This is a genomic window from Agrobacterium sp. 6Ca8 (genome assembly GCF_055382765.1).
Genome location: NZ_AP026435.1, coordinates 531,952 through 546,309, shown reverse-complemented (window position 1 = coordinate 546,309; position 14,358 = coordinate 531,952). Strand labels below are relative to the sequence as shown.

Here is a 14,358-nt window from a genome sequence, read left to right as displayed (position 1 = left end):
CGGCCGATGCCTCGGGTTAAAGCTCAGGAAACCCCAACGAAATCATTGGCAGTGAGGTTGTGGCGGCCATGCAGGGCGAGTTCGAAATCTGCCCCGTCATCACCCTGCGTATTGCCCCTGATGACGGTGAATTCCTCGCCATCACGGACTTCGTGAGCAATCGTCACGTCGCCAAGCGCCGTCATCGTAGTGCCGGCCGTCAGGCGCAGCCCTTGCCCCATCCCGGAGAAATCAATCTTGTCCCCGGTGCTGAAGCCATAGATCGTGTCGCCATTTGCAGCGGCAGCGGAGTTGAACTTGAAAGTGTCATCCCCAAGTCCGCCATCGATGACGTTGATGGCATTGGAGGCGACAATCTTGTCGTGACCAGATCCGCCGATAAAATTTTCGAAGCCGAAGAACGTATCGTTGCCGGTGCTTGCACCACTGACGGAACCGCGCCCCATCAGCCCATTGCCGAGATCGACGGTGAGATTGGTCGTGCTGACCGAGTAGTCCAATGTATCTGTGCCGTCTTCCCCGTAATAGACGTCGTCACCATCGTTCAGCGTGGCAAGTATCGTGTCATTGCCGGCACCACCCCAGATACGATCATTGCCGGCACCCCCTTCGAGGATATCGTCGCCCTCGTCTCCAAACAGCAAGTCGTTACCTGCGCCGCCGAAAATGAGATCGCTGCCGGCACCACCATGGATTTCGTCGTTACCGTCACCACCATTTGCCACATCCCTGCCGTCACCACTCAGAATGACATCATCACCGGCCTCGCCCCGGAGAATGTCGTTGCCGGCGTCACCGACCAGAATATCCGCGCCATCACCGCCAATCAGCGTGTCGTGGCCCGCCGCGCCGATGAGGGTGTCGTTGCCGGACGTACCGATCAGTGTTTTGGCAGCTATTGGCAGCGGCGTCGTGTTGCCACCGCCATTGTTGCCATTGGGAGCCCCATCATCTGGCGTGTTTCCGCACTCGCCACCGTTGCCTTCGCCCTCGTGATCATCATAGTCGTCGTCCTCCCCGTGCTCATTCTCGTATTCTTTAAGCCCTGGAGTAACATCGCCGAAAAATACGATCTGATGTGTGCCGTTCGAGAGGGTGGAAAGGCCCGTTGCGGCATCATAGGTTCGGCTGAAATCCTGCGGATTGCTGCCTGCGGGCAGTTCGATAACGTCCTGCGGACGAAGCGTTCCGACAATCGTATCGTTACCGCCATTGGAGCGGAAGACAATGCGATGTGCCGAAGTCAACGCGCTGATATCCACGGTATCATTGCCCGCACTGCCATAGATGGTGATGGTGCTGAAGTTCAGGCTCGTGGAGTTGAAGTTGCCGATAACCTGCACGGTATCGCCATTGTTGACACCGGTGTTCAGCCCACCGCCATCATTGGCCGTCACGTTAAGGGTATTGACGGCGATCTCTTCGATGTTGTCCAGCTCAGCAATGACAGATTCGACACCACCCACTGTTCTGGTGATGACGATTTCAGTATTGGTCGCAAAGATCGTTCCCAGAGACGTCGCGAGATTGGCGTTCTGGCCGTTGGTAACCGCATAGATACGGAACAGTTCTGAACCTGCGACACCTGTCAGGCGATACGTATCGACCCCGGCACCACCATCGATTAAATCACGCCCATCAGTGCTGGTCTGGTTAATCGTGTCGGTACCGGCACCGGCATTGATCACGTCAAAACCAGCGCCGCCATTCAGCGTGTCGTTACCGTTCCCACCGTTCAGCGTATCGTCACCGGCACCGCCGTTGAGGGTATCGTTGCCGCCAAGACCATTCAGGATGTCGTTACCGGCACCGCCGTTCAACGTATCATTGCCTCCAAGGATGATGAATGGATCGACACCATTGAGCGTGTCGTCGCCATTGGCGCCATTCAGAACATTGTTGGTGAGAGCGGTGCCATTCACGGTAACGCCGCCGCGTGCCACAACCGGCAAGGTCGGAACGGATATGACCGTCTCGGTACCGCCCAGCCCGTCCGTAAAGCTGACGGAGACACGCAATTGACGACCGATCTCACTGATATCGCCAAGCTGAAGCAGCAGCGCATTGGGCTCGGTTGGCACGAAGGTCGCAGCAGTCGCACCGGGAATATCGGTCCAGATCGTTCCGTTCAGATATTGCCACTGGTAGGCGAAGGCGCTTCCGATGCCGTTAGCGTCGGCAATCTGCGAAACATCGACCGTCAGTGTCTGGCCTTCTTCAGGAGAAACCTGACCACTGGTCGGCGTTGCGTCGATGATGACAGGCACGCCGGTTGCTGGTTGCGGTAGTCCGGCGCTGATATCGACCGTCCGGTCGGCAAATTGCAGTCGCTCGATGTTATAAAGCCGATCAGTACCGTCAGGCACGCGATTTCGCCCGGTTATCGGATCGATTGCGCCGGCCGTTGGATTGACATGCGAAATGGTAAAGCTGCCATCCTGATTGGCGGTGATATCGTAGTTTGCGAAATCATCCCAGTAGATTGCGGTATCGATATCGCCATCGCCGCCGCCATCGAGAAGTTCACGCACGATCTGCATCGAACCGGGATTGATACGACCATCGACCATCCATGAGGTCAGCGATTTCGTGACGCCATTCAGCGTGACGGTGTCTTCAAGGCTCTTGACCGTGAAGGCGATCCCATCCTTCGACTGGCCGATGATACGCACGCTCAGATAGCGGTCACCATCGATGACATCATCACCGCCGCGACCCTCGATCATATCGGAACCGCCACCTCCCAGGATGATGTTTCCACCAACAAAAATCCGCTCCGTCGTACCCGTTCTGCCGTTTTCCCAGGATCCGTCGGCCCAGTATTCGCCCGTGCTCATCATGTCTTGCGTGACGATCTGATTGAGGCCGGCGATACGGTCTATGCCCGCCTGATTAAGCTCGTTGTAACGGAAGCCTGTTTCGGGCGTCGGGTCGGCGACAGTGCCGCCTTCCGGTCCGGTTCCGAGGCGATCATCGCCACGCAAAACGTCATTATGATCCCAGCCTGAAAGGCCTTCTACCTGGCTGAAGCGGTCTCGCAACACTTCCAGCGGCAGCGTTGTGAAGATATCGACACGCATATCCGCATCGGCACCGTTCTTCTGGCCCTGATGGATAACCCAGTCATGGCCCCACATGCCGATGTTCTTCTGAATGCCCTCTCCAGCAAACATGATGTCGTCGCCGGAGTCCGCATCGTAGTCGGTATCGCCAGAACCGCCGTTCAGCACATCGTGCCCGATGACAGTGGAGTTGAAGAAGAGCTCGCCATTGTCGCCAGCGATGTAATCGAAACCGCCGCCGCCTTCGACCCAGTCATCGCCCTCGTTGCCGAAAAGGGCATTGATACCGTCACCACCGAATATGAAGTCGTCGCCCTGACCACCGCGGATTTCTCCATCATCAGCACCGGAAACAAGGTAGTCCTTGCCGTCACCGCCGAAAATCAGCGACATGCCCGTGCCATCGACAATAACGTCATTGCCGCTTTCGCCCTTCAGCACGCTGACAGCACCGATATCCGTGCCGGCACTGGTGATGATGTCGTCACCTGCGCCGCCATTGATGGCGTCCACCCCATAACCGGCCTCGATACGATCGTTGCCAATCCCACCCCAGACACTGTCGTCCCCACCACCTGAAATAATGTGGTCGTCGCCATCCGTTCCCTGAATGAGAATGTGGTCGAGGCCATTGTAGCGGATGTAATTCGGGCCTCGTTCGACCAATTTGGAGACCGCTTCAAGAACAGGGTTTTCGTGCTGCGGGTCGGCTTTTCCGGTCATTTGCGCCTGTTTGGCAGCATCGACATAGAAAATGTGGTCGGGCACCGAGAAAATGTCGGCCGGGAGGGCAAGCCCATCAGGCCCGACACTGGTGTTGCGCATGACGATTTTGGAGAGGGAGTTGTTTTCCAGCTCCGTCAGCAAGTTGAGGCCCTGCGTCCGCGACAGATAGTAGAAGCGGTCCGAATCCTGCAGATTTTCCATCTGAAGCTGGAAAATGAAGGAGAAGGTAGAGCCCAGCATACCGCCAAACGCCATCTTCTTTTCCGCAAGACCACCAACCCAAAGGTCAACGTCGTTCAGACCACCCAGGCTGCCGCCCGCATAGATGCCGCGTGCGTTGAGGAAATCCTGCCGGTCCTGTTCGCTCGGTACAAGACCATCACCGTTGATGTCGACACCGAAGACGAGTTCCATAGCGGCATCGCGTTTGGCTTCGATCGTCGTCGCGCCGGTAACGTTTGAATGTGTGCCATAGGCCGCAATGAAGTTGATGATGGATTCCGGGTTTCTGATGTTGACGGCGAAATCTGCCCAGCTCACATAAGGCCGCAGATTGGTATCGCCATTGGCAAATTCCATGAACTGCGCGCGGGCTTGATTGAGCGTCGGCATGCCTGTGTCGCGACCTCGGGCGATGTTGAGCGCAGCAAGATCGAGCGGAATGCCGACAAGCTGGTTGCGCAAGACATCGGTGACGAATTCGTCGATCTCATTGGCGTGCTGGGACGACATGCCCATGGCAATCGCACCGGCCATCTGCGCCTGGGAAATGCCGGTTCCGCCGAACTCCAGCGGGTTCAGGAAAGCGTCGAAAAGATCGACATTGTCCCGCGTTCCATCCGCATAAATGCGGTCGACTGTCTGGTTCAGCATCGAATGGCCGAAGCGGTAGACGACATTGGCAAATTCGGAAAAGATCGCCGGATTAAGTTCTACGTCCGGCTGAACGAGGAAGATATCAACATCCGGCTGGATCTTGCGGGCGAATTCCTCAAAAACCAGATGCTGATACTGCATTTCCGTAGCAAAGCGCGCCGCCTGGAAAAGACGCTCGCCATTCCAGACGAGTGTGCTGAGATCCGCCGGCAAAACGCTGATCGGTTCGGCAAGCCACTGGTTGAGGAAGGTGAAGTCACCTTCGGAAATTGTCGTTGCGAGGGCGGTTTGTTTGATCGCATCTATCTGGCGATTATGTTCCGCATGGAAAACGAAATGGACCGCCGTCAGTCCGATATTTTCGTTTCCGCGACCATCGCCCGTGATGTAATGCGCATCGAGCAGTTCGTCGTCATAATGCGTCTGGTTGCCGCGCGGACCAAAACTGCCCGAATACCCGACGGTATCGTCATTGTCGGCCATAAGCACGCCGTTGGTGATAACGGGCGCGGCGGCATGGGCGATGTCATCCAGAAACGCGTTTGGAAGTCTGAGTGCCAGCACCGCAGTCGGATTGACTGGCGCATCCGGCGTGCCGGACACCACGATATCGTCTGACGTATTGGGAACGCCATCGGCGCCGATACCAACGATCAACTGAGCAAAGCCGGTCACCGGGTCCGGAATAAAACGGCCATAGGGGTCAGTGCGGATCATCGGCACTTTACCGACATCGGCATCTGTCAGTTCGATGCCAAGCATTTCGCGCGCTTGCGCCTTGATCTCACCCCATGTCGCAAGGCCGCCATCGGCGCCTTCCAGCAACAGACCGGTCGCAACCGTTTTGCCGTTGACGGTCTCATATTCGCGCAGGAACACCTGATGTGATGCATGAGAAGTATAGGTCTGGTTCTGGTCTACCCATGGCGTGGTAACGTTGCCGGCACCCTCGCCGACCGTGGCGCGTGTCAGCACCATGAAATTGGTGTGTGGCGTTGCCGGGTTGTAAAGCGGATCGTCCGGCTGCAAAGGAATATAGACGGTGCCATTACCACCCTTGGCAACGAGATCGAGGCCATGATCAAAGAATTGGCCAAACAGTGTGAACCAGGCGTTGTAGGGTGCCGAAAGGCCTTCATCCGGGGAAACATTCGGCAAAAGCACCGTGTTGCCGTCCATCTGGACGCCCCACTGCTCAAGGAGGCCGTCAAGAACACCCGCCGCCTGAACGGTTTGCGCCTGTTGAGCCTGGGCAGCGGCCAACGCTTGCTGAGCGGCGGCAAGAGCGTCCAGCGCGGCGGGAAGATCAGCGGGGTCCGTAACCGCAACGACATCTGCCAATGCCTGCTGCACATTGGCCTGTGCGCCCGTCACGGCAAGGTTGGCCGCAACGAGATCTTCCTGCGCGGCGGCGTCGCCCTCGAAGGCTTGACGGATAGCAATCACTCCTTGGGCTATGTTCGCTTCGGAGTGGCCGGCAAGGCGCAAAGCCGCAGCAACAGCGGCCGGGTTTGCAAGGGTTTGATCCACAATGAGGTTTGAGATGAGACGAGGATCGGCATCCACCACCGTTCCAGGCGCAAAGCCCGGAGTCCCGGGTGCGCCCGGAGTGTAATTTCCGTTGTTCAGCCATACTGGGTTGGCAGGCGTTCCAAACATCAATGTATCGTCGTTTTCATTGACCCAGTTCGGCTGGGTCAGCAGTTTGAAGGGTTCGCCAGACGCGCCCCACTGCTCGCGCCCCGGTACCAGATTATTGTAGCTGCCATCCACGGTGCGGAGGCCCGATGGCAACAGCGGGCTATCGACCAAGCTCCGTAGCGCCTCCCCGATCGGGTCGCCCTCTGCGAAATCCTCCGGCGTCAAGCCTGCGATCAACGCAGTATGAGCTTCAGCAATTGCGATCTGTTTGAGAATGAATTCGAGATCGTGTTTGATGAGTGTGACCATTTGACGTTCGGGTGTCCCCGCCTCCAACGCTACTGAAAACAATCGCCGCCTCGCTCATTGCTGGCAGAGGACGACATCCCGCCTAAGAGACTGGCATAATCAGAGTTTTTTCAAATAGCGCTTGGTCTAACGATGTATTGTCGCAAGGTCTTAATCCTTCTTCCGACCATCGTCTTAATTATTATTGATATAACTAATCCGAAATGATTAGTTTTTATCGGTTTGCTATAGAAAAGGATCGAATATAGACTATTCAACGGCTGCACTGCAGGACAATCCTTTTTTACAGTCTGTCGAAGAGGGCTGGTAATGAACAAAAGTGCATCCAACATTGCAGGTTACATAAAGCCGCTGCCAAGACGCTGGATGTTCAGAGCGATTGCCGATCTCTCCATCGCCAACCAGTTCTTGCTTACCGCCTCCATCGTCGTCTTCGGACTTATGGCTGCGCTGAGCTTTTTTACCGCTTCCCGGGTGGAGCGATCAGCACTGGATGCGGCGGGCGTTGCTGGCGCTGCCCGCATGCAAACATCGATTACACCCTTCTTACGCCGAGACAGCCAGGGCAAATTCATTTTCGATGAGCAGTTCGCAAGCGATATCGAATATCTCATCGGCCACGGCCCTCAGGACGAACGTATCACCAATGTGAAGATCTGGCTTTCCGATGGAACGCCAGCCTTTTCGGCCAGCGGAGAGATTGGCAGTCAGCGGGAAATGTTTCCCGAACTCAGGGGAGCATTGGCGGGCGACATAGAGGTTTCGCGCACCGATGGCGACAAACACGAATACAGCACGGGCGAGAAAGATGAGCTGCTGCTCGAGATTTATGCGCCACTCTACACGGACACCAGTGGAAACGTCCTGCTTGCCGGTGAGATATATCAGGAGTCCGTGAAATTACGAAAACAGATATCCAATGCGCGTACCGTGACGATGGCGGTGGTCTTCCTGCTTTCGGTTCCGATGCTGTCTCTGCTTTACCTTATCGTTCGGCGCACCAGCAGGGTCATCGACGAACAGCGAAAAATATTGCGCCAAAGCCTGCGCAACGCCATTGATCTATCGATAGAGAACGACCGCCTGCGGGTCATTGCAGACAGCGCCCGCACGGAAGCCGGCAAACTTAATGAACGCATTTTGGATCAAATTGGCGCGGATCTGCATGACGGTTCCGTGCAAGTGCTGACACTTGTAAAGCTGCAGATGAGCGACATGGTCGCAACGGATCCGGAAGATACAAATCAGCGCCGCATCCTTCAAAAGATCCTTGATCTCGTCTCCAGCGTCCTCGAGGAACTGCGCAATATTTCCGCCGGTCTTATCCTTCCGGAACTGGAAGGCATCACGCTTCAGCAGTCGATCGAATTATCCATGAAACGTTATTACGAGATCACCGGGTGCGAGGTGGAGATAGCCGATCGCGAACGCATCGATATCCGCCTGCACGACCTGTCCATCTGCTTGTATCGGTTTGTACTGGAAGGGCTGATGAACAGCTATCGTCACGCGCATGGAAACCGACAGATCGTTCGTTATCGCCTACGTAACGGCCGCCTCTATGTCAGCGTTGCCGATTTTGGCGCAAGCCGGTTGATCACCTCCCAAAAAGAGGTTCAAAGGATAAGATTGGGACAAGTCAGCCAAAAACGCCGCATCCGCTCTTTCGGTGGACGCATGCGCTTTTTTCCAGGTAAAAACGGCTCGATCGCCGTTGCCGTTCTCCCAATTAATGCCGATTGACTGCATATCTATTGCAGGATGTTCTCCGATCTGGCATCGCGTGGAACAGCGCGGTTTTTAACAGCAATCACCAGCTCAACGCGGTTTCTCACATTGAGTTTCTGCATCATAGACGTCATGTAGTGTTTGACTGTCTTCTCACTGATCTTGAGATTTTCGCCGATTTCCCGGTTCGTCATTCCCTTGAGAAGACCACCGACGATTTGCTCTTCACGGTGATGAAGCCTCTCCGGCATCACGGCGTTTTTCCGAACACGCTCTGCAGTTTTCATCGACATGATAACCTTTGTCGCAAAGCCCGGCGTTACATAGGACTCACCGCGACAGGCAGTCTTGATCGCCTCTTGAAGCTCCATGCAGGAGCTACCCTTCAAGACATAGCCGGAGACGCCCGCCTCCAAAAGCTCAACCGCAGGCTGGATCGCATTGGACGCCGTAAATACCACAATTTTCGTTTCAGGAAACTGCGTCAGCAAGTGCCCTATCGCTTTGAAAGAATCTCCCGGCATGCTCAGGTCGAGTACGATAGCGTCGGGTCGCTTCTCTTCAACAATCCTGATCGCATCAAATGCCGTTTGCCCCATCGCAACGACATCAAAATCGGTCTTCTCGTTATAAAGGCTTACAAGCCCCTCCAGAAGAACTGGATGGTCATCGACGAACGCAATACGCACAGACATGCTATAGACCCCCATGTTTTGTAGGTACATTAGCATTTTTCATTTTATCCGCAAAGAATTGGTTTAGAACTAGTTAATGCAGGATTCGCTGACGTCACGTTGTTTGGCTGAAGTGATGCAAGCGATGCCATCCAAGACACGCCCAACGCAGTGCAGCAACATTATGGCCGCTTCTTGCCGCAGGACAACGCGCCACTGGAGGCCAAAATTCTCAGCCAAAGTCTGGGACTTTGCATAAGGTGACATAAGTCGCCCAGCTCGGATGTGAAGTCTATATCGCGCCCGAGTGGAACACCTGCTACTTCGCCTTGAACGGATTCGAACCAGCGACCCTATCGGTTTTGGTGGGCTATGAGACTGCTAACGAGTTACGCAAAAACACCAATTGCTAATTCGCGCACGTGCCGAGGATCGGCGACATCAGCTTGATGTGGGCATCAATCCGCTCCAACACTCTATCGGGTAGAACAGCTCGTTCAGGCAGAGACCACCAAGACTGGTTGACGCGCTCGACGGTCTCCGTAACAGCCTTCAGCACAGCAGCTTCAGGCAGTCGCGCACGATGCGCGAAGACTTTCCATCGCTGGGCGTTCATTGCCTTGAACGGCCTTTCACCGGCCAGCGACAGTGCCATAGCGTCCGACGGAATGTATGGGACTGTCGAGAGTACATCATAGACTGGGGCGAGTGCCGGCTTGTTGCCCTTCCCATGATAAATCAGCGACCAATTCTTGAGGTGCATGTCGCCATTTCCTGTCAGGACTGCCAAAGCCAGTCGTCGGACGAACTCGAGGGCTGCCGCTGAAGAAACGGCGACCCCAATAGCCACAGCGATATCATGATATGAGGCCCCCTCATATTTTCGAGACGGATAGACGCCGAATACCTGTGCGAAATCTTCGATATGGATGCGTTCACCACCGGCAACGCGATCGAAACGTTTGACGAGGAGGACTTTGCCGTCGGACAATGTCTCAAACTCCTCCGGAATACCCTCGAACTGCGATTGTTCCACGAGCTCGCGTTCCGGCACGTCCATACCAATCGCTTCGGCCAATGCAAGATTTGCAAATTCGTTTTCCGAGACAGCGGGAAATGATGTCGATGGAAACTTGGCGATATATGAACCCTGCTCGTCGCCTAAGGGGATCGTCAGACCGCCGCCCTTGCCTGTGTTTTTGATGACGGAGAGTTTCATTTGCACGCCGGCGAGCGAAAACCGGGCCTTTGGTCTCGGGGGTGTCAAACCCTCATTACGAACAACGCTGCCTTCGCTCGGCACAATTCGGACAGCCCCCGGCAGATCCGATCCGAGTGCCGCAAGCAAATCGAAATCATTTCCTGCTCGCACGCTGCCTGAATGGTGCCTCTCCATAGCCTCGCGCAGTTTATCCTCTGGAAGAAGGTTCGCAAAGAACGATGGCAAAGCCCTTGCGACAGGCTTCGGATCCTTACGCAGACCCCCATGTGCCGCGCGAAATGACAAACTGAGCACTGGGAAACCACCCGTCTGTCGATAGCTCTCCTCAAAGCTGAACGCGTTGAAGTCTCCCGGCGTCCTCACGATCATGCCGACCTTCAGGTCATTCAGCAGCACGTCCAGTGAGGTTATAGATCTTGGATCAAGAGGCGCATCAGACATTGCCATCACCATCAGGACTGGCGACGAAAGCAGGAAGGTCATCTTCGGCGCCACCTGGCTGCAGTAAAGCTTCAACCGCCGGGACCATCGCTTGAGGGATGAGCATCAGTTCCAGACCAAGCGCACGACCAATGTTGATCAGAGTGGTCGTACGGGCAGCGCTGGCTCCAGCCTCAATCTCGCGGTACCGCGGTCGCGATATACCCGCCATATCCGCAACCTGCTCCTGGGTGAGGCCCAAAGTCTTGCGCGACGTCTTGAGCAGCCGCCCTATGTCCTGAAGAGCCTCCGAATCCAACTTCATATGATACCTTAAAGCTTCATCCTTCCCATTATGATATGTTTACGTATCTCAAAGCATCTGCTCATGTCAAACGAAATGCCGCCAATGGGGATCATATGAGGCTAAAAGATCTTCTTACAGATCAATTTTGTTTCCTCCACTGAGACAATCTGGGCACCGAAACTGGAAGCACACCCGAAATACACCCTTCTTTAAATGTCCGCTTCTATCCGCCTGGCAACATGCCTGCCTCTTGATAGCTTTGGATCATCGTGTCGAACAGCGAGATGTCGGACCTGCTGCGGGCAAGGAGCTGCGCTCCCGCGATCGCGGCGAAGATTGATCTTGCCCGCGCATCGCTTCCCTTCTCATCCGTCAGGCCGGCATCGAGCAGCCGCTCCGCTAGCCAGGCGATATTGACGTCAGCGAAGGTCTGCACCTCTGTCCTGACCTGTTCAGGAAGATCATCATACTCCGCGCCGAAGAAGCTGTGATCCAGTTGCGTGCCTTGCGACCGACTATCTGTCATCGATTGCGATGAATGCCGAGCAACTCGACGCCGCCGCGTCCTTATCCATCACCAACCATCTGGTGGAACTGGTTGCGCTGGTTCTCGGCGTATCCGATCGCGAGGGAGACCGAGCGAGGGGGACATTGCGCAATCAGCTCGCTTTTTCCCTAATCAACTACATCACTTCGTATGCGGCAGACCCGGCACTGACACCGGCGAAGGCAGCCGAACATTTCCGCATTTCGGTTCGCTATGTTCACCGACTGCTGGAAGACAGCGGCGAGACATTTAGCCAGTTCTTGCTTCGGCAAAGGTTGCAAAAATGCGCGGACGATCTGCGTACCAAAGGTGGCAGCTCTATTGGAGAGATCGCTTTCCGATGGGGATTCAATGACCTCTCGCATTTCAGCCGATCGTTTCGGAACCAGTTCGGTGTCGCGCCACGCGAATATCGAGTGCAATAGTGCAAAGCAAGCAGCACCTGTTTGACGTAGACGGGTTCGTGGACGGTGGATAGCGACGGAACTACCGCGGCCGGCGACTTGTCTTAACCCTCGACAGGATCAAAACCATCAAATCCTCAGTTGAGTTGTAATGAATGTGTAAATTTTCTAATCTGGCGACGACCTGCTCTTCGGAATTGCTTGAACAGGCCGTCTTGGCAGCTTTGCGCCAAGAGGCGGACATCCGTCGAAGCCTTCAGGATGATCCGCGCCGTGACCTTATAGCCATTCGTAAGTCTCCCAGCGTTTGTCGCGATGGGCGCGGTGGCGGCGAACGGCTGCCATCCGCAGGTTCAGACTATCAAAAAACTAAACAGTGAGCTCTCTTCGGACGATCTCAGCTCCTGCGCTCAAGGAATTCAGCTTGTCTCTTGCCACACGACGAGACAGGGGGGCCATGCCGCAATTGGTGCAGGGGCAAAGTTTATCTGCGTCGACAAACTTAAGCGCCTTTCGCAGCGTTGCAGCGACTTCCTCCGGGGTTTCGATGGTATTGCTTGCCACATCGATGGCCCCGACCATCACTTTCTTACCTCGAACAAGTTCCAGAAGATCCATTGGGACATGAGAATTGTGGCATTCGAGGGAGATCATACCGATGCCGGATTTCTGCAGCCTGGGGAGAGTTTCCTCATACTGCCGCCATTCTGACCCGAGTGTCTTTTTCCAATCCGTATTGGCCTTTATGCCGTAACCGTAGCAGATATGGACGGCGGTCTCGCACTTCAGCCCTTCAATCGCCCTGTCCAAAGTGGCGACACCCCAGTCATTCACATCGTCAAAGAAAACGTTGAACGCAGGTTCGTCGAACTGGATGATATCGACGCCGGCAGCCTCCAATTCCTTTGCTTCCTCGTTGAGTATCCCGGCAAATTCCCAGGCAAGCTTTTCACGGCTCTTATAATGGCCATCAAAGAGAGTATCGATCATCGTCATCGGACCCGGCAACGCCCATTTGATGGGTTGTTTGGTCTGCTGGCGCAAAAACTTGGCGTCTTCGACGAACACGGACTTCTGGCGAGACACGGCGCCGACGACTGTCGGGACACTCGCATCGTAGCGATCGCGAATTCTGACTGTCTCGCGTTTTGCAAAATCGACCCCGTCGAGGTGCTCGATGAAAGTCGTGACGAAATGTTGGCGTGTTTGCTCGCCATCACTGACGATGTCGATGCCGGCCTGTTGCTGATCGTCCAGTGAAAGGCGCAGGGCATCTCTCTTGCCTTCCAGTAATTCCTCGCCCTCCAGCTTCCAGGGCGACCACAGTTTTTCGGGCTGCGCAAGCCAGGAGGGTTTCGGCAGGCTGCCAGCGGTCGATGTGGGGAGAAGTTTCTTCACGGTGGGACCTCTTATAAGTGATGCTCAGGCGGGGCGGTGAGCAAACAGTTGCTCAAGGACGGCGCGGTATGGCTTGATGAAGTGTTTTTCGGTGAACTTACCCTGATCCACCGCCAAGCGATTTCGTTCGTCGCGATCGTAAATGACCCGGGTCAGCGAATAGTCCTGGTGCTTCAGGTTGGGCTGGTAAAATGTCCCGGCTGCTGCGTTCGCATTGTAGATTTCGGGGCGATAAATTCTCTGAAACGTTTCCATCGTGCTGATGACGCCGATTAGCTCAATATTGGAGTAGTCGCCCAGCAAGTCCCCAACAAAATAGAACGCCAACGGCGCAACGCTGCCTGCAGGCATGAAGTAGCGAACCTGCAATCCCATTTTCCCGAAATACTGGTCGGTGGACGAGAACCCATTCTGCCGGTATTCGACGCCCATCACGGGGTGATGATTTTCGGTCCGGTAATAGGTCTTGCTGGTCGAGGCGCTGATGCAAATGACCGGCGGCTTGCGAAAGTGCGAGCGGTAGGCATCCGACCGCAGAAAAGACTTGAACAGGTTTCCATGCAGATCGCCGAAGTCGGCCGGAATGCTGAAGGCAGGAACGCTCTTGTTATGCTCCGGCAGCACAATACTGAAATCGTAGTCCCGCACATAGGAGGAGAAGTTATTCCCCACAATGCCGTCGATACGTTCACTGGTTTTGTGATCGATGATCGTCGTCTTCAGTATCTCGATGAGGGGAAATTTTTCACCTGCGACATCGAAGCTCATATCGACCGAAATGATCTCCAACTCGACCGAGTATCGGTCCGATTTGGGATTATCCCAGTGAGCGAGGGCGTTGAAGCGGCTGTCGATCATGCGCATGACATTGCGCAGGTTTTCCTGCCGCTTTTCGCCCCTGGCCAGATTGGCAAAATTGGTGGTGATGCGCGTATGTTCTGAAGGACGATAGTCCTCATCGAAGGGTACGCTCGTGATTGTAAAAATGCAGGTCTGAGACATGTTGTGCCCCTATAAAGTTGGGGGCATGGGTCTGCGGACGCA

Annotated in this window: 8 protein-coding genes and 1 pseudogene; 2 read left to right on the top strand and 7 right to left on the bottom strand. The window is 55.2% G+C overall.

Going from position 1 to position 14,358, the window contains the following annotated elements; genetic code table 11:
- Nucleotides 1–23: 23 nt before the first annotated feature.
- Entirely contained in the window at nucleotides 24–6,614 is a 6,591-nt protein-coding gene (locus ACZ5A6_RS26260; protein WP_464111485.1) for a peroxidase family protein, read from the bottom strand.
- 309 nt (nucleotides 6,615–6,923) lie between these two features.
- Between ACZ5A6_RS26260 and ACZ5A6_RS26255 the strand changes: the two genes are divergently transcribed.
- A complete protein-coding gene (locus tag ACZ5A6_RS26255) occupies nucleotides 6,924–8,357 on the top strand; it encodes a sensor histidine kinase (protein WP_464111484.1) in 1,434 nt (477 codons plus the stop codon).
- 8 nt (nucleotides 8,358–8,365) lie between these two features.
- On the opposite strand, the gene ACZ5A6_RS26250 is transcribed toward ACZ5A6_RS26255, so the two are convergent.
- The 4 genes and pseudogenes from ACZ5A6_RS26250 to ACZ5A6_RS26235 form a co-directional block, all read right to left on the bottom strand.
- Nucleotides 8,366–9,037, bottom strand: coding sequence for a response regulator (locus tag ACZ5A6_RS26250; RefSeq protein ID WP_464111483.1), 672 nt, complete (start codon nucleotides 9,035–9,037; stop codon nucleotides 8,366–8,368).
- Nucleotides 9,038–9,425: 388 nt separating this feature from the next.
- Nucleotides 9,426–10,679 (bottom strand): type II toxin-antitoxin system HipA family toxin, encoded by a 1,254-nt coding sequence (locus tag ACZ5A6_RS26245; RefSeq protein ID WP_464111592.1) that lies wholly within the window; start codon nucleotides 10,677–10,679, stop codon nucleotides 9,426–9,428.
- Nucleotides 10,672–10,983, bottom strand: a complete 312-nt coding sequence (locus ACZ5A6_RS26240; protein WP_464111482.1) for a helix-turn-helix domain-containing protein — start codon at nucleotides 10,981–10,983, stop codon at nucleotides 10,672–10,674. Before ACZ5A6_RS26240 ends, ACZ5A6_RS26245 begins: the two co-directional genes overlap by 8 nt.
- Nucleotides 10,984–11,188: 205 nt before the next feature.
- Nucleotides 11,189–11,452, bottom strand: a pseudogene (locus ACZ5A6_RS26235) (TetR/AcrR family transcriptional regulator); the annotation flags it as partial.
- A 47-nt stretch (nucleotides 11,453–11,499) separates the two neighbouring features.
- On the opposite strand from ACZ5A6_RS26235, the gene ACZ5A6_RS26230 reads away from it, so the two are divergent.
- Entirely contained in the window at nucleotides 11,500–11,937 is a 438-nt protein-coding gene (locus tag ACZ5A6_RS26230) for a helix-turn-helix domain-containing protein (RefSeq protein ID WP_464111481.1), read from the top strand.
- A gap of 348 nt (nucleotides 11,938–12,285) precedes the next feature.
- On the opposite strand, the gene ACZ5A6_RS26225 is transcribed toward ACZ5A6_RS26230, so the two are convergent.
- A complete protein-coding gene (locus ACZ5A6_RS26225; protein ID WP_019565843.1) occupies nucleotides 12,286–13,314 on the bottom strand; it encodes a methionine synthase in 1,029 nt (342 codons plus the stop codon).
- Between the two features lie 24 nt (nucleotides 13,315–13,338).
- Nucleotides 13,339–14,316, bottom strand: a complete 978-nt coding sequence (locus ACZ5A6_RS26220) for a DUF1852 domain-containing protein (RefSeq protein ID WP_076844257.1) — start codon at nucleotides 14,314–14,316, stop codon at nucleotides 13,339–13,341.
- Nucleotides 14,317–14,358 lie beyond the last annotated feature (42 nt).

Excerpts from the sequence above, each read along its gene's own strand:
- ACZ5A6_RS26260 (WP_464111485.1), bottom strand. The coding sequence starts at position 6,614 with ATGGTCACACTCATCAAACACGATCTCGAATTCATTCTCAAACAGATC.
- ACZ5A6_RS26255 (WP_464111484.1), top strand. The coding sequence starts at position 6,924 with ATGAACAAAAGTGCATCCAACATTGCAGGTTACATAAAGCCGCTGCCA.
- ACZ5A6_RS26250 (WP_464111483.1), bottom strand. The coding sequence starts at position 9,037 with ATGTCTGTGCGTATTGCGTTCGTCGATGACCATCCAGTTCTTCTGGAG.
- ACZ5A6_RS26245 (WP_464111592.1), bottom strand. The coding sequence starts at position 10,679 with ATGTCTGATGCGCCTCTTGATCCAAGATCTATAACCTCACTGGACGTG.
- ACZ5A6_RS26240 (WP_464111482.1), bottom strand. The coding sequence starts at position 10,983 with ATGAAGTTGGATTCGGAGGCTCTTCAGGACATAGGGCGGCTGCTCAAG.
- ACZ5A6_RS26230 (WP_464111481.1), top strand. The coding sequence starts at position 11,500 with ATGAATGCCGAGCAACTCGACGCCGCCGCGTCCTTATCCATCACCAAC.
- ACZ5A6_RS26220 (WP_076844257.1), bottom strand. The coding sequence starts at position 14,316 with ATGTCTCAGACCTGCATTTTTACAATCACGAGCGTACCCTTCGATGAG.